The organism is Streptomyces sp. NPDC051776 (genome assembly GCF_040681345.1).
In the GTDB taxonomy this organism is placed as follows: Bacteria; Actinomycetota; Actinomycetes; order Streptomycetales; family Streptomycetaceae; genus Streptomyces.
Genome location: NZ_JBFAYQ010000004.1, coordinates 45,918 through 62,479 on the forward strand (window position 1 = coordinate 45,918; position 16,562 = coordinate 62,479).

Consider the following 16,562-nt stretch of genomic DNA (forward strand, 5'->3'; position numbering starts at 1 on the left):
GGCCTCAGCCGCGGGTGGCGAGCGAGCGGAGGAAGAAGGCGAGATTGGCCGGGCGCTCCGCGAGCCGCCTCATGAAGTATCCGTACCAGTCTGTTCCGTACGGAATGTAGACCCGCATACGGTGTCCTTCGGTCACGAGCCGCTGCTGTTCGGCCTCGCGGATGCCGTAGAGCATCTGGAATTCGTAGTCGGCCGGCTTGCGTCCGGCGCGGAAGGCGAGCTCCTGGGCGATGGCGACCATCCGCGGGTCGTGGGAGCCGATCATCGGGTAGCCCTGTCCCGCCATCAGAATCTTCAGGCAGCGGACAAAAGCCCGGTCGACGTCCCGTTTGTCCTGGTGGGCGACGGATGCGGGCTCCTTGTACGCGCCCTTCACCAGTCGCACCCTCGAGCCTTCCCCGTCGAGGGCGCGGCAGTCGTCCTCGGTGCGGAAGAGGTAGGACTGCACGACGGCGCCGGTCTGGGGGAAGCTCTTACGCAGCTCCGCCAGGATGGCGAGCGTGGAGTCGACGGTGGTGTGGTCCTCCATGTCGAGGGTCACGGTCGTCCCGGCCGCGGCGGCCGCTTCGACGACCGGGGTGACGTTGGCCAGCGCCAGGTCGTGACCGCCGGGCAGGGCCTGTCCGAAGGCGGAGAGCTTCACCGACATCTCGGCGCGTACGCCCAGGTTCTCGCGGCCGAGTGCCTCGGCGAGCGCGAGGTAGGCGTCGCGGGTGCGCAGGGCCTCGGCCGGGTCGGTGACGTCCTCGCCGAGGTGGTCGAGGGTGACCTCCAGGCCGCGTGCCGCCAGCGACCGCACGACCGCCAGCGACTCGTCGAGGTGCTCGCCGGCGATGAACCGGTCCACGACGGGGCGGGTGACCGGTGCGGCCGAAACGAGGCGGCGGATGCTGTCGCTGCGCGCGGCGGCGAGGAGCACGGGACCCAGCACGGGGCACCTCCACGATGAGGACGGACGCAGCCATTGCAGACATTTCCGCAACGACGAGGAGAACCACCGTGAAACCTAAGGATCGCTCCGCTGGGGGGCCATCGACAGCTGTCACGCATCCGTGGGACGGATCTCAGACAGATGTATGAGAATGGGTTTCGGTCACGGAATCGCGGTGGCGGCCGCGAGGACCCCGGCACCAGGACCACCTGCACGAGAACTACCGGAGCGGTGTCATGCGCGGCGACTATCAGCAGCTCGTGGACGAGATCTCGGCGGTGCTCGGCGCCCCCGCGACGCTCGAGGACCGCGACTTCGGACTCATCGCCTTCGGTGCGCACGGCAGTGCCTCGGACGACGACAGCCAGCTCACGATGGATCCCGTCCGGACCCGCTCGATCCTGCACCGCAGCTCGACCGCTGCCGTACGCGCGTGGTTCGAGGCGTTCGGCATCACCCGCGCCACCGGCCCCCTCCGCATTCCGCCGGATCCCGCCGCCGGGGTGGTCATGGGCCGCATATGTCTGCCGGTGCGCCATGGCGGTGTCGTCCACGGCTACGTCTGGCTGCTCGACGACGGCCATCTCTCGCGGCTGGAAATCGGCCGCCCCGGGGTGCCGCCCGACCCCGTGCTCGCGCAGGCCATGGACACGGCGGCACGCATCGGGGCGCTCCTCGCGGCGGAGGCCCGCGCCGGGGCCGAGGCCGGAGAGCTGCTGCTGGAGGTGCTGACCGGACCGCCGGGCGATCACGAGGCCGCCCTGTCCGAACTCCGGGGTGCGCTCGGGACCTCGGCCGACGGCCCGCTGGCCCTGGTGGCGGTGGTGCCGTGGCGGAGCGCGAGCGGTCCGGGCGGGGAGGGTTTCGCCGAGGATCCCGGCTCCGGCCTGGCCGGGCAGCCCGGCGTGGCGGCGATGTGCGTGGTGCCGGACTCCCGCGGGCCGAAGGGCACCGGGGGTGCCATGGCTCCGCTCGGCCGGCAGGCTGAGGACGCGGCTGGGGCGGGTGGCGCGGCCGAGGCGCTCGCCGTCCTCGTGCGGCTCCGGACGACGACGGTCCTCGACCCGGCGCATACGGCGGCGGAGCGGCTGCTGCGTTCGCCGCGGGCCGGAGCGGCCCGCGGAGGCAGGGGCCGCCCCGGCCACGGGGCGGCGGCAATGTCCGCGGGCGGCACGAACGGCCGGGCGGGCACGAACGACCGGGCGGGCGCGGGCACGCGCGGCGGCGAGCCGTCCGTACGGAACGGGACGGCCACCGCCCAGCGCCCGGCCGCAGAACGGGCCGCCGCGGACCGACCGGGTATCCCGGCCGATGCGGCGGCCGGGATCAGCGAGCCGCGGCGCGGCCTGACCGATCTGCCTGCCGCGTGGCGCGAAGCGGTGGCCGCGGCCCGCGTCGCCCGGGGTGACGCCCGGCTCGGCCCAGTCGCCGAATGGGCGGCGATCGGCCCGTACCGCACGCTCACCCGGCTGCCGGTCATGGGTCGGGCCGATCCTGCCGTCGCCCCGCTTCTCGAACCGGGGCGCGCGCAGCTCGCGCACACGACCGAGGTGTTCCTCGACTGCGCGGGGCAGGCGGGCCGTGCGGCGGCGGCGCTCGGGATCCACCGCCAGACGCTCTACTACCGGCTGTCGAGGGTGGAGAAGCTCACCGGGCTCGACCTGAACGTGGGCGAGGACCGCCTGCTGCTTCACATGGCGCTGAAGGCCTCCCGGATCCAGGTGGGTTGACCCGTCAGGTTTGCCCGCCGGCGAGGGGTCCACGTGCGGTCGGATGCAAGGCGCCGGATCGGCCTCGTAGTGGGTCCTACCCGGCTGATCCGGCGACGCAGCGGACGGCCGCGCCAGGGCGGCGAGCGGAGCAAACCTGGGACGCCGCGGCACTGGGCCCCGTCGTCGAAGCCCCGTCCGCCCCCGCCGAGGGCCCCGCGCCGGAACAGTGCCGGTCAGCCAGCGGAGACGGCGCGCCCGTATGCAGTACCGAGATACGGCGAAGCCCGGCGCGGTCGCGCCGGGCTTCGCTCGCACTGCTGTCGTGGCCGTGGCCCCTGTCGCCGCGCGGACGGACCTGGATCAGTCCTCCAGATTGACCGTACGGGCCGACGTGGCGCCGATCTCCTCGGCGATCTCGCCGAGCACACTCGCCGGAACGACATCGTCGACGGTCAGGACGACGAGCGCCTCGCCGCCCTGTACGTTCCGCGAGACCTGCATGCCCGCGATGTTGAGGCCGGCCTCACCCAGGATGCGGCCGACGGTGCCGACGACGCCGGGCCGGTCGGCGTAGCGCAGGAAGACCAGGTGATCGGCCACCGTGAGGTCCACATCGTGCTCGCCGACGGCAACGATCTTCTGGATGTGCTTGGGCCCGGCCAGGGTGCCGGACACGGCGACCTCCTCGCCGCCCGCGAGGGTGCCGCGGACCGTCACGACATTGCGGTGGTCGGGCGACTCCGAGCCGGTGGTCAGCCGGACCTCGACACCGCGCTCCTGCGCGAACAGCGGCGCGTTCACATACGAGACGGTCTCGTCGACGACGTCCTCGAACACGCCCTTGAGCGCGGAGAGCTCGAGCACCTTGACGTCGTACTGGGTGATCTCGCCGTAGACCTCGACATCGAGCCGGACCGCGACCTCGCCCGCCAGCGCGGTGAAGATCCGGCCGAGCTTCTCTGCAAGCGGCAGACCGGGCTTGACGTCCTCGGCGATGACACCGCCCTGGACGTTGACGGCGTCCGGCACGAGTTCACCGGCGAGCGCGAGGCGTACGGACTTGGCGACGGAGATACCCGCCTTCTCCTGGGCCTCGCCCGTGGAGGCGCCCAGGTGCGGGGTGGCCACCACATTGTCGAACTCGAACAACGGGGAGTCCGTGCACGGCTCCTTGGAGAAGACGTCCAGCCCCGCGCCCGCGATCCGGCCCTCCTTCAGCGCACTCGCCAGGGCGGCCTCGTCCACGATCCCGCCGCGCGCGGCATTGACGATCCGCACCTCGGGCTTGACCCGGCGCAACGCCTCGTCCCCGATCAGTCCGACGGTCTCCGGGGTCTTCGGGAGGTGGACGGTGATGAAGTCCGAGACCTCGAGCAGCTCGTCGAGTGACAGCAGCTTGACGCCCATCTGCGCGGCGCGCGCAGGCTGCACATACGGGTCGTACGCCACGATCTTCATGCCGAAGGCGGCCATCCGCTGGGCGACGAGCACGCCGATGCGCCCGAGTCCGACGACGCCGAGCGTCTTCTCGGCCAGCTCGACGCCGGTGTACTTGCTGCGCTTCCACTCGCCGTCCTTGAGGGCGGCATTGGCCTGCGGGATGTTGCGCGCGGTGGCGACGATCAGGCCGCAGGCGAGTTCGGCGGCGGTGACGATGTTGGAGGTCGGGGCGTTCACGACCATGACGCCGGCCTTGGTGGCGGCGGAGACGTCCACGTTGTCGAGGCCCACGCCGGCACGGGCGACGACCTTGAGCCTCTTCGCGGCGGCGATGGCCTCGGCGTCGACCTGCGTCGCGCTGCGCACAAGGATCGCGTCGACCTCGGCGATGGCGGGGATCAGTTCGGCTCGGTCCGCGCCGTTGCAGTGGCGGATCTCGAAGTCGGGGCCGAGGGCGTCGACGGTCGCGGGCGACAGCTCTTCGGCGATGAGTACGACAGGTTTCGGGCTCACGGGGTCCTCAGTCCTCACTTGTCCTTTGGGGCCCCTCCCGCACCCGAAGGGCCGCGGGGGAGGACGGCCGTCCCGACGGCCGCAGCGTGAAGGTGGCAGCCGCGTGGAAGACGCACGACGCTGTGAGCCTGACGCGCTTGTCTTTGCAGTGTATCGGCGTCCCGGGACGCGTCGTGCGCCTCCCGGGAAGGATCACTCGGTCGTGGCCCCGCCACGCTGGACACGGGGCCGCGGCAGTACCGGCTCGCTCGCCTCCGGGCGCTGGGTCCCCTGCCGACGCTCCTCGCGCCGCGCTCCGCTCGTTGCTCGCAGCGCTTGCTCTCGTCGCTGTCGGCAGCGGCGCACCCTTCGGCCCGCTCGCCTCGCCGCGGCCCCCGCGTTTCGGCTACGCGTCCTCGTTGACCCAGCTCATGAGCTTGCGCAGCTCCTTGCCCGTCGTCTCCAGCTTGTGACCGGAGTCGGCCTTCTTGTACTCGTTGTACTTGGGCAGACCGGCGTGGTACTCCTCCATCCAGGTGCGGGCGAAGCTGCCGTCCTGGATCTCGGAGAGGACCTTCTTCATCTCGGCCTTGGTCCGGTCGGTGATGATCCGCGGCCCGGTGACGTAGTCGCCCCACTCGGCGGTCTCCGAGATCGACCAGCGCATCTTCTCCAGGCCGCCCTCGTACATGAGGTCCACGATCAGCTTGAGCTCGTGGAGGCACTCGAAGTACGCGATCTCCGGCTGGTAGCCCGCCTCGACCAGGGTCTCGAAGCCTGCCTTGACCAGGGCGGACGCACCGCCGCAGAGCACGGCCTGCTCGCCGAAGAGGTCGGTCTCGGTCTCCTCGGTGAAGGTGGTCTTGATGACGCCCGCGCGGGTGCCGCCGATGCCCTTGGCGTAGGAGAGCGCCAGCGGGAAGGCGTTGCCCGAGGCGTCCTGCTCGACGGCCGCGATGCACGGCACGCCGCGTCCCTCCTCGTACTGGCGGCGGACGAGGTGGCCCGGGCCCTTGGGGGCGACCATGCACACGTCCACATGCGCCGGGGGCTTGATGAAGCCGAAACGGATGTTGAAGCCGTGGCCGAAGAACAGCGCGTCGCCGTCCTTGAGGTTGTCCTTGATGGACTCCTCGTAGACGTCGGCCTGGATCGGGTCCGGCACCAGGACCATGATCACGTCGGCCTCGGCCGCGGCCTCGGACGGGGTGGTCACGCGCAGGCCCTGCTCCTCGGCCTTCGTCCGCGACTTCGATCCCTCGGGAAGGCCGACGCGCACGTCGACACCCGAGTCGCGCAGCGACAGCGCGTGGGCGTGGCCCTGGCTGCCGAAGCCGAGAACCGCGACCTTGCGGCCCTGGATGATGGACAGGTCGGCGTCGTCGTCGTAGAAGAGCTCGGCCACTTCGGGTTTCTCCTTGATTGGGGTTGTGCGTCCCACCGTATGACGGCAGGGATCGGAGGGGATCTCGGTCTCGTTATGCGGATCGGTCGAGCGCGCGGAGCGACCGGTCGGTGATGGAGCGAGCACCACGGCCTATGGCGATCGTGCCGGACTGGACCAGTTCCTTGATCCCGTACGGCTCCAGCATCCGCAGCATGGCGTCGAGCTTGTCGCTGCTGCCGGTCGCCTCGATCGTGACGGCCTCCGGGGAGACGTCCACGGTCTTGGCGCGGAAGAGCTGGACGATCTCGATGATCTGCGAGCGTGTCTCGTTGTCGGCGCGGACCTTCACCAGGACGAGTTCCCGCTGAACGGCCGCGCTCGGCTCCAGCTCGACGATCTTCAGTACGTTGACGAGCTTGTTGAGCTGCTTGGTGACCTGCTCCAGCGGCAGCGACTCCACGTTCACGACGATGGTGATGCGGGAGATGTCGGGGTGCTCGGTGGTGCCGACCGCCAGGGAGTCGATATTGAACCCGCGGCGGGAGAACAGGGCGGTGATCCGGGCCAGGACACCGGGCTTGTTCTCCACCAGGACGGAGAGCGTGTGCTTGGACATGGGCTGCTCGAATCTCTCTGCTTGAGGGGCTCTGGTCCCGGCTGTCAGTCGTCTTCGCTGTCGCCGAAGTCGGGACGCACGCCGCGGGCGGCCATGACCTCGTCGTTGGAGGTGCCGGCTGCGACCATCGGCCAGACCATCGCGTCCTCGTGGACGATGAAGTCCACCACCACGGGACGGTCGTTGACGGCGTTGGCCTCGGCGATGACCTTGTCCAGATCGGCGGGGTCCTCACAGCGCAGCGCCACACAGCCCATGGCCTCGGACAGCTTGACGAAGTCCGGGACACGGGTGCCCGCGCTCGGCTGCTTGCCCTCGGCGGCCGTGTTCTGGAGCGCGTCGGGGCCGGAGTGCAGGACGGTGTTGGAGTAGCGCTGGTTGTAGAACAGGGTCTGCCACTGGCGGACCATGCCCAGCGCGCCGTTGTTGATGATCGCGACCTTGATGGGGATGTTGTTCAGCGCGCAGGTGACCAGCTCCTGGTTGGTCATCTGGAAACAGCCGTCGCCGTCGATCGCCCAGACCGTACGGTCCGGGGCGCCCGCCTTGGCACCCATCGCGGCCGGGACGGCGTAGCCCATGGTCCCGGCGCCTCCGGAGTTCAGCCAGGTACCGGGCTGCTGGTAGTCGATGTAGTGCGCGGCCCACATCTGGTGCTGTCCGACGCCCGCGGCGTAGATGGTGTCCTTGGGGGCCAGCTCGCCGATGCGCTGGATGACCTGCTGGGGGGCGAGGCTTCCGTCCTCGGGGTGGTCGTAGCCCAGGGGGTAGGTGTCGCGCCAGCGGTTCAGGGAGCGCCACCACTCGGTGTAGTCCCCGGTGTGGCCCGCGTCGTGCTCGGCCTGGACGGCGACGACGAGGTCGGCGATCACCTCGCGGGCGTCACCGACGATGGGGACGTCGGCAGCGCGGTTCTTGCCGATCTCCGCGGGGTCGATGTCCGCGTGGACCACCTTGGCGTAGGGGGCGAAGGAGTCCAGCTTGCCGGTGACGCGGTCGTCGAAGCGGGCGCCCAGCGCCACGATGAGGTCGGCCTTCTGAAGCGCGGTGACGGCGGTGACCGAACCGTGCATGCCGGGCATGCCGACATGCAGCGGGTGGGAATCGGGGAAGGCGCCGAGGGCCATCAGGGTGGTGGTGACCGGTGCGCCGGTCAGCTCGGCCAGGACCTTAAGTTCGGCGGTGGCACCGGACTTGAGCACCCCCCCGCCGACGTACAGCACGGGGCGGCGGGCCTGCGCGATCAGCCGGGCGGCCTCGCGGATCTGCTTGGCGTGCGGCTTGGTCACGGGGCGGTAGCCGGGCAGGTCGGTCTGCGGCGGCCAGACGAAGGTCGTACGCGCCTGCAGCGCGTCCTTGGCGATGTCGACCAGGACAGGTCCCGGGCGGCCGCTGGCCGCGATGTGGAAGGCCTCGGCGATCGTCTTCGGGATCTCGGCCGGGTCGGTGACCAGGAAGTTGTGCTTGGTGATCGGCATGGTGATGCCGCAGATGTCCGCCTCCTGGAAGGCGTCCGTGCCGATCGCCTTGGCGGCCACCTGACCCGTGATCGCGACCATGGGGACGGAGTCCATGTGGGCGTCGGCGATCGGGGTGACGAGGTTGGTGGCGCCGGGACCGGAAGTGGCCATGCACACACCGACCTTGCCGGTCGCCTGGGCGTAGCCGGTGGCCGCGTGACCGGCGCCCTGCTCGTGCCGGACCAGGATGTGACGGACCTTCGAGGAATCCATCAACGGGTCGTAGGCAGGGAGGATCGCACCGCCGGGAATGCCGAATACCGTGTCGGCGCCCACTTCCTCGAGAGAACGGATGAGGGACTGCGCACCCGTGACGTGCTCGCTGATGGAGGGCTGCTGTCCGCCGCTACGGGCCCGTGGGTGCGGATGCTGGGCCCCGGTGGCCTGCTCGGTCATCGGCATTCTCTTCTCGAAGATGCGGGTTTTGTGGTGTTCTGCGAAGTTCGGTGCAACAAAAAACCCCTCGTGCCGTGAGGCAAGCGAGGGGAGCGCGCCGGTGCGGTCCGCAGGGCGATCATGTGGGCCCTGCTTCAGCCGACGCGCTGTCCAAGTACGAGAATTCGGGTGCGCATGGCTTGACCCTCTCCCCGGCGCCTAGGAGGTGTCAAGTGGGTGGGACGGGCGTCTCACTATTTGAGCGCAATGGTGGATGGACCACCGAGTCCGGGGCGGCCGCGCCACCCAGCCGTACGGGCAGCGCGCCGGTGGTCAGAACCGCCTTCCGGGCAGCGCCTGCCGCGTCGGCGAGGTCCGGAACCGGGTACTCCCCCAGGGTGAGAGCGCGGCGCAGCCGGTGCTCGTCCAGCGGCCCGGAGAAGGCCATGCCCTGCCCATGGGTGCAGCCCATCGCCTGCAGCGCCACGACCTGCTCGGGCAGGTCGAGGCCGTCGGCGACGGACTGAACTCCCAAGTCCGCCGCGATCCGCAGCAGTCCCGCGGTGATCTTGTGGAGCCGCGCGGACTCCACGACCCCCGCGACGAGGGACCGGTCGAGCTTCAGGAGGTCGACGGGAAGTCTGCGCAGTGCCCCAAAGGCCGCGCAACCTCCGCCGAAGCCGTCGAGCGCGATCCGGACACCGAGACGGCGCAGCGCCACCAGACGCCGCTCCAGCTCCTCCAGCGGGACCCGCGGATCGCTGTCGGCCAGCTCCAGGATGAGCGCGCCCGAGGGCAGCCCGTGCCGCGTGAGAAGCGTCTCCACGCTGCGCTGGCCCATGCCGCGGTCCATCACGCGCCGGGGCGAGAGTCGGACGGCAACGGGCGAGGTGTGGCCCGCGCGGTGCCGCTCGGCCGCCTGAGCCACGGCCTCGTCGAGCAGCCAGCGGCCGACTTCCGCTCTGCCGGAGCCGTCGTCGCTTCCGGGGCGGGGGGTCCGCTCCCCACCGCTGTGCTCGCAGACGCGCAGGAAGTCGGCGGGGGTGAAGAGGATGCCCTGCTGGGAGCGCCAGCGCGCCTGGGCGGCCACCGCCGTGATCCGGCCACTGTCGAGGGCCACCACGGGCTGGTGCAGGAGCGCGAACTCGCCGTCGTGGAAGGCGGCCCGGGGCCGTGCGGCCAGTTCGGTGCGGCGAACGAGATCGGCCTGCATCTGCGGGGCGTACAGCTCGACCCGGCCCTTGCCCGCGGCCTTGGCGCGGTACATCGCCAGGTCGGCGTTGCGCATCAGGTCGCTGGGAGTGATCCCGGGCTCGGCGAAGGCCACGCCGATACTGGCGGCCACGCGGACGTCGGTACCGGAGACTCGGTAGGGCCGGGAGAGCCGGTCGCGCAGCCGGTCGGCGATCTCGAGGATGCGGCACTCGCGTTCGGCGTCGTCGAGGGTGCCGTCGCCGAGGATCAGGGCGGCGAATTCGTCACCGCCGAGCCGGGCCGCGGTGTCCCCGGCCCGTACGGACTCCTGGAGTCGGCGGGCGGCGTGGATCAGCAGCTCGTCGCCCGCCTGGTGGCCGATCGTGTCGTTGACGGCCTTGAAGCCGTCGAGGTCGATGAACAGCGCGGCGGTGCCGGGGTCGGTGGTTCGGCGTCCGCTGAGTGCCTGGCGGACGCGCTCGGTGAACAGCGCGCGGTTGGGCAGATCGGTGAGCGGGTCGTGCTCGGCGTTGTGCTGCAACTGCTCCTGGAGACGGACGCGTTCGGTGACATCCCGGCTGTTGAGGATCAGGCCGCCGTGGTGGCGGTTGACCGTGGACTCGACGTTGAGCCAGGGGCCTCCGCCGGCCCGGCTCCGGCCCGCTCTGAAGCGGCACTCGATGCGCGTGTTGGGCTCGTCCTCCGGGCGTGCCGCGATGAACCGGCGCAGTTCGTGGACCACAGAGCCCAGGTCGTCGGGGTGGATGAGCGCCGAGAGCTCGGTGCCGACGAGGTCCTCCGGCTCGATCCCGTAGACACCGGCGGCGGCCGGACTGACATAGCGCAGCACTCCGCTCGGAGCTGCGATCATGATGACGTCGCTGGAGCCCTGGACCAGGGAGCGGAAGTGGTTCTCCTTCTGGGCCAGTTCGTGGGTGAGGTTGATGTTGTCGAGCAGCATGATGCCCTGCCGCACGACCAGGGCGAGGACGACCGTGCAGGCGGTGAAGATCACCACGCGGTCGGGGACCCTGCCGTCGATGATGTTGGTGAGGATCCCCAACGTGCACACGGCGGCGGCCAGATACGGGGTCAGGGCGGCGATGGAACCCGCGATGGGGCGGGTGCCCTGGGACGGTCGGCGGCAGCGCGCGGCGGGGGTCGGCTCCCACCCGTCGGTGTCGCGCCGGCTCACCCAGGGCGCGTAGGCCAGGAGTATGGAGCCCGCGAACCAGCCCGCGTCCAGGAGTTCACCCGAGCGGTAGTGCTCGCGCAGCATCGGCAGGGTGAACAGGGCGTCGCAGAGCACGGTCAGGGCGAGCGCCGCGATGGCGGTGTTGATGGCCGAGCGGTTCGCCGGGCGCGGGCCGGTCCGGTTCGCCGCCCGGTTGGCCGAAGCGCACCGGAAGTGCAGGGCCAGGACCATGCTGACCAGCACGATGTCGAGCAGCGGATAGGCGAGCGAGAGCGCGGCACGGGCCACGGACTCGCCTTCCCAGTGCGCTGTGTGGGCGAGCGCCAGGCTCCAGGAGAGCGTGAGGAGCGAACCGCCTATGAGCCATGCGTCGAGGGCCAGGCAGGTCCAACCGGCCTTGGTGACGGGTCGCTTGGCCAGCACGAGCAGGCCCACGATCGCGGGTGGGGCGAACAGCAGGAAGCAGAAGTCGGCGGCCGACGGCGTCGGCACCGGCTGCTGCAGCACGACCTCGTACCAGCCCCAGATCGTGTTGCCGAACGCGGCCATGGCCGAGGAGACGGCGAAGAGCACCCAGGCCGGGCGGAGGCGACTGGAGCTGATGCGCGCGTAGCACAGGCAGGAGACGGCGGCGATCAGCGCCGCGGCTCCCAGGCCGAAGTCGCCCATGACGAGGGCGAACCACGGCGACCCCCAGCCCGTGGCCGAACCGAGGGCGTATGCGCCGCAGATCATGGCGAGAGCGAGCCGGGGCAGTACTCCGGGCCCGCCACCGGACACGACCCGGCGGGGGATCGCCTGCCCCGGGGAACTCACCGGACCGCCCTGGGGGGCTCGGTCCTCGGCTTTTGTCTGCGCGGGGATACGTACAACTGGGGCTGTCTGCAGCCGGGTCCGCGCCGCTTCGGGAAATTCGTCCATTGGCCGTGCACTGCCCGTCGCCCCCCTAGAGTCCTGTCCGTCGCCGCCACCGCCGTACAGCTCCGCGGCACAGCCCCCGTCGGGACGATACACCAGGACCGTCACTCAGGGACATAGCTTCTCTACACAGCGTAACTACCAGGGGAATTAAGGAAACTGTGCGCAACTGAACGATCTCGGAGCGTACCGAAACGAGCAGAGAACGACCCTGAGCCCCTGTTCAGCCGGTCGTCGCGACGACGTTGACCAGCGGTTCACCTGCCTCGAACCGGACCAATTGCTCACGCAACAGCCGCTGCGCACGCGGCAGGAAGGCCGACGTCGGGCCGCCCACGTGCGGGGTGATGAGCACGCCCGGGGCGCGCCACAGCGGATGTCCGGCAGGCAGCGGCTCCGGGTCCGTCACGTCAAGCGCGGCCCGCAGTCTCCCCGAATCCAGCTCCGTGAGCAGGGCTTTGGTGTCCACGACGGCGCCGCGGGCGACGTTCACCAGCAGCGCTCCCGTCTTCATCCGGGCGAGGAAATCGGCGCCTGCCATGCCGCGGGAGTCGTCGGTGAGCGGGGTCGAGAGGATGACGACGTCCGCGTCCGGCAACAGCAAAGGAAGTTCGGCGAGTGGATGCACGGGACCGCGCGGGGTGGTGCGGGCGGAGCGCGCGACGCGCATGACACGGGCGCACTCGAAAGGCGTGAGCCGGTCCTCGATGGCGCTGCCGATGGCGCCGTAGCCCACGATCAGCACCGACTTGTCGGCGAGCGCCGGACGGAAGCCCTGCCGCCACTCCTCGGCATCCTGTCCCCGCACGAAGTCGGGGATGCCGCGCAGGGAGGCGAGGGTGAGCGCCAACGCGAGCTCGGCCGTGCTCGCCTCGTGCACCCCGCGAGCGTTGCACAGGCGCACGCCCGGCGGGAGCCCGGGCAGCGCGGGCAGCACGTGGTCGATGCCCGCGGTGAGGGTCTGTACGACGCGCAGGGACGTCATCCGCGGAAGCGGGCGCACGGGAACCTCGGGGCCCTTCATATAGGGGACGCCGTAGAAGACGCACCGCGCCGGATCCGAGGGGAAGTCCTGGTCACCGTCCCAGAAGTGGTAGTCGAAGCTCGCGGGGAGCCCTTCGATCCCACCGGGTGGCAAGGGCAGCCATACGTCAGCACTCATGGTCGAGAGGCTAGTGCCGTGCCGCCGAGGTCTGCCCCGCTCGCCGTAGTGGTACGGCGGTCCGCTGCCTTGCCGACCAGCCGAGCAGGGCCGCGACGAGGCCGATCCGGCGCATCCGAACGCGCCAGGCGAACGCACCACGGCCCCTCGCCACCGGGCAAACCTTGACTGGGGCGGCACTGGGCGAAGAGCGGTCGGCGGCAGAGGTTAGTTTGGAGGACGGATCAGGGAGGGGTGCGGGGCGAGGTGGAGCTCAGGACCGTCGGTGCAGGCGCGCTCACCGTGGGCGCGATCGGCCTCGGATGCATGCCGATGAGCTGGGCGTACACCGCCTCCCAGCAGCGGGGCGACAGCTCGCTGCGCACCGTGCACACCGCCCTCGACCACGGCATGTCCCTCCTCGACACGGCCGACATGTACGGGCCGTTCACCAACGAGCTGCTGGTCGGCCGGGTGCTCAAAGAACGCCGCCCGGAGGCCTTTGTCTCCACCAAGTGCGGGCTGCTGGTGGGCGAGCAGCACATCGTCGCCAACGGCCGGCCCGGCTATGTGAAGCGGGCCTGCGACGCGTCCCTGCGGCGGCTGCAGACCGATGTCATCGACCTCTACCAACTGCACCGGGCGGACCCGGAAGTTCCGATCGAGGACACCTGGGGCGCCATGGCCGAACTCGTCACGGCGGGGAAGGTGCGGGCCCTCGGGCTGTGCGCGATCCAGAAGGGCAGCGCGAAGCGCGTGCGCCGGAGGTCGCCGGGCGGCGAACGGGAACGGATACGGGCCGAGGCGCGCCCTGGAGCCGGAATGACGGGTGCGGGTGCGCCGGGGGCCGGGAGGGTGGGAGCCGGAGGAGTGAGGGCCGGAACGCCGGGAGACGGACGTGTGAGGGCCGGAACGTCGGGAGCCGGAGGAGTGAGGGCCGGGGTGTACGACGCGACGGTCCGGCAGTTGGAGCGCGTGCAGCAGGTCTTCCCGGTCAGCGGCGTGCAGGCCGAGCTCTCGGTGTGGTCGCCGGAGGCACTGGAGGGACTGGTGCCGTGGTGCGAGTCGCGGGGCATCGGCTTTCTGGCCGCGATGCCGCTGGGCAACGGCTTTCTGACCGGCACGCTGACGCCGGGGCAGGGGTTCGAGCGGGAGGACGTCCGGGCCCGCCATCCGCGGTTCACGGCGGAGATGATGGCGGCGAACCAGCCGGTCGTGGCCGGGCTGCGGCGGGTCGGCGACCGGCACGGCGCGACGCCGGCGCAGACGGCGCTGGCGTGGGTGCTGGCACAGGGGAGGCATGTGGTCCCGGTGCCGGGCACGAAGAAGGAGCACTGGGCGGAGGAGAACGCGCAGGCGGCGACGCCCCGGCTCACGGCGCAGGATCTCGCGGAGATCGGCGCGCTGCCGCCGGCGAAGGGGTCGTGGGACTGAGAACGGGCGGGGACCGGGAACGGTGGCGCGGGTTCTGAACAGGCGTCGCGGGACTGATCGGGAACCTCATTCGTTCCACCGGTGTATGAGAGGTGTGATGCACTTTTGCGAGGGAGAGGACCCGTCATCGTGCGACGCCCTGCTGTGACTGCCGTTTCCGCCGCCGCTGCAGCGTTGCTGCTGGCCGTGGGATGTACGTCGGGCGACGGGGACACCGGCGCGCCCGAGCGATCGCCGGGCACCTCCGCTTCCCGGACCACTCCTCCCCCGGGCGCCTCGGCCCCGACCGCGAAGGGCTCGGTGAAGGTGGAGCGCACGGTCGCCTCGGGGCTCCAGTCGCCCTGGGGACTCGCCGCTCTGCCCGACGGGGACCTGCTGGTTTCCTCCCGTGACGAGGGGAAGATCTTCCGGATCTCGGCCGAGAGCGGGAAGAAGACCGAGCTGGGCTCCGTGCCGGGGGTCTCGCCCGCCGGTGAGGGAGGGCTGCTGGGCCTCGCCATCGCGCCGACGTTCGGCGAGGACCACTTGATCTACGCCTACCTGACGACCGACTCGGACAACCGCATCGTGCGGATGATCTACGACGAGAAGCGGCCCGCCGGCAGCCGCCTGGGAGCGCCGGACACGGTCCTGAAGGGCATTCCCAAGGGCGTGATCCACAACGGGGGCCGGATCGCCTTCGGCCCGGACCGGATGCTGTACGCGGGGACGGGCGAGACCGGCGACGACGGCCTGGCCCAGGACAAGAAGTCGCTGGGCGGCAAGATTCTCCGGATGACCCCGGACGGCCGACCGGTGCACGGCAATCCGGATGCGGACTCGGTGGTCTACGACTACGGTCACCGCAATGTGCAGGGGCTGGCCTGGGACGCTGACAAGCGGCTGTGGGCTTCCGAGTTCGGCCAGAACACCTGGGACGAACTCAATCTCGTCCAGCCCGGGAAGAACTACGGCTGGCCCGAGGTGGAGGGGAAGGGCGACGAGCCCCGCTATGTCGATCCCGTCGAGCAGTGGACGACCGACGAGGCCTCGCCGAGCGGCATCGCGTATGTGAAGGGCTCGATATGGATGGCGGGCCTGCGCGGTGAGCGGCTCTGGCGCATCCCCCTGGCCGGAACCAAGCCGGTCGCCGAGCCGGAGGCCTTCCTGGACGGACGCTACGGCCGGCTGCGGACGGTACTGGCCGATGGCTCGGACGGCCTGTGGCTGGTCACCAGCGAGACGGACGGCCGCGGGAGCCCGGGGGCGGGAGATGACCGCATCCTGCAACTGCGTGTGAGCTGAGGCCGGTTGACCGGGCGTCCGGGCGGCCGACGCGGAAAGGTGTCGATCGGGCGGCCGGGTCCCGATCGCATCGAAAGGTGGTGCTGTCAGCAGGTCCGGGTGGTGCGCAGCCGCCGGCGAGCGATCTTCCGCAAGGTTCTGTCCACTCGCCCCTCGGGTTGCGGTTCGCCGGACTCCGGCTTCTTCCCGGCGGCCCGGCGCCGACGGGTTCCGCCTCGCGCCTGCCGGGCACGGCGGTAGTCCTCGGCCTGCCGCAGCAGTTCCTCGGTTCGGTTCCGCATCAGTTCCTGCTCGACCATCTCGAACATGTCGATCCCCTGATGACGAAGCGTCGTTTTGTTGTGCCTCCACCTTCTTCTCGCAGGCGGGTTCGCCACATCGGGCGACTTCCCGATCTCCGCGGAAGCGGATGCCTTAGACCGCCACGGCGGGGGCCTTGGGCCTCAAGAGTCTGGGCGCGAGCCCGATTCATGGGGCGCTGCGTTGCGAGCGATGAGTCCGCCGTACGGGACAGGATGCTTCGCTCCAGCGAAGCGAGATGCGAACGGATCGAGGGGAGCGAAGAGCAGAACCGCGGCAGGGAGGGGGCGGGAAGAGAGCAGGGCATTGGGATGGAACGGGGGTAGGAGTGGCCAGCGGAACTGCGGCGCGGAGCGGGGCAGGAAGATGGACGGCTGCGGAGCGGGGCTGGGCCGGGCGCTCCGACCCGGCACCCCCCAGGCCGGAGCGGGACGGAAAGGCCCACAGGGGCAGGGCCAGGACGGGCAGGTCCACAGGACGGGGGATAGTACCGGGCTGCTTCGGGCCGAGCGAAAGGAGCGGGGCGACATGGCGGCGCCCCTCCACCCGCCTGACCTCGGCTGGAGGGGTGCCGTGCTCGGTGTCGCCCGCAGCGCCGGGTCGTTTCCATCAGGCACGGCCCC

Annotated in this window: 11 protein-coding genes; 3 read left to right on the forward strand and 8 right to left on the reverse strand. The window is 70.8% G+C overall.

Translation table 11 applies throughout. The features are described from left to right. Positions 1–4: 4 nt before the first annotated feature. Entirely contained in the window at positions 5–931 is a 927-nt protein-coding gene (locus tag AB0M26_RS05060; protein WP_365254662.1) for a proline dehydrogenase family protein, read from the reverse strand. Positions 932–1,167: 236 nt separating this feature from the next. Here AB0M26_RS05060 and AB0M26_RS05065 point away from each other — a divergent pair, with 236 nt between their 5' ends. After that, positions 1,168–2,661: a helix-turn-helix domain-containing protein gene (locus tag AB0M26_RS05065; RefSeq protein WP_365254665.1), complete on the forward strand. Its 1,494-nt coding sequence runs from the start codon at positions 1,168–1,170 to the stop codon at positions 2,659–2,661. A 342-nt stretch (positions 2,662–3,003) separates the two neighbouring features. Here AB0M26_RS05065 and serA read toward each other — a convergent pair whose 3' ends face one another. The 6 genes from serA to AB0M26_RS05095 all read right to left on the reverse strand — a co-directional run bounded on the left by serA (position 3,004) and on the right by AB0M26_RS05095 (position 12,942). Next, positions 3,004–4,596, reverse strand: a complete 1,593-nt coding sequence (serA, locus tag AB0M26_RS05070; RefSeq protein WP_365254668.1) for a phosphoglycerate dehydrogenase — start codon at positions 4,594–4,596, stop codon at positions 3,004–3,006. Between the two features lie 385 nt (positions 4,597–4,981). Continuing rightward, on the reverse strand, positions 4,982–5,980 hold the full coding sequence (gene ilvC, locus AB0M26_RS05075) for a ketol-acid reductoisomerase (protein ID WP_365254671.1): 999 nt from the start codon (positions 5,978–5,980) through the stop codon (positions 4,982–4,984). A gap of 73 nt (positions 5,981–6,053) precedes the next feature. After that, on the reverse strand, positions 6,054–6,578 hold the full coding sequence (gene ilvN / locus AB0M26_RS05080; protein ID WP_365254674.1) for an acetolactate synthase small subunit: 525 nt from the start codon (positions 6,576–6,578) through the stop codon (positions 6,054–6,056). A gap of 44 nt (positions 6,579–6,622) precedes the next feature. Continuing rightward, positions 6,623–8,500, reverse strand: coding sequence for an acetolactate synthase large subunit (locus tag AB0M26_RS05085; RefSeq protein ID WP_365254677.1), 1,878 nt, complete (start codon positions 8,498–8,500; stop codon positions 6,623–6,625). A gap of 202 nt (positions 8,501–8,702) precedes the next feature. Further along, a complete protein-coding gene (locus AB0M26_RS05090; protein ID WP_365254680.1) occupies positions 8,703–11,678 on the reverse strand; it encodes an EAL domain-containing protein in 2,976 nt (991 codons plus the stop codon). 325 nt (positions 11,679–12,003) lie between these two features. Further along, the gene (locus AB0M26_RS05095) at positions 12,004–12,942 is read right to left on the reverse strand and encodes a 2-hydroxyacid dehydrogenase (RefSeq protein WP_365254683.1); all 939 of its coding nucleotides are present in this window, start codon (positions 12,940–12,942) and stop codon (positions 12,004–12,006) included. A gap of 246 nt (positions 12,943–13,188) precedes the next feature. Between AB0M26_RS05095 and AB0M26_RS05100 the strand changes: the two genes are divergently transcribed. Together AB0M26_RS05100 and AB0M26_RS05105 are read left to right on the forward strand one after the other, a co-directional pair. Beyond that, positions 13,189–14,355, forward strand: coding sequence for an aldo/keto reductase (locus AB0M26_RS05100; protein ID WP_365254686.1), 1,167 nt, complete (start codon positions 13,189–13,191; stop codon positions 14,353–14,355). A gap of 129 nt (positions 14,356–14,484) precedes the next feature. Continuing rightward, entirely contained in the window at positions 14,485–15,639 is a 1,155-nt protein-coding gene (locus tag AB0M26_RS05105) for a PQQ-dependent sugar dehydrogenase (protein WP_365254689.1), read from the forward strand. Between the two features lie 86 nt (positions 15,640–15,725). Here the strand turns inward: AB0M26_RS05105 and AB0M26_RS05110 are convergent, their stop codons facing one another. Then, positions 15,726–15,947: a hypothetical protein gene (locus AB0M26_RS05110; protein WP_365254692.1), complete on the reverse strand. Its 222-nt coding sequence runs from the start codon at positions 15,945–15,947 to the stop codon at positions 15,726–15,728. Positions 15,948–16,562 lie beyond the last annotated feature (615 nt).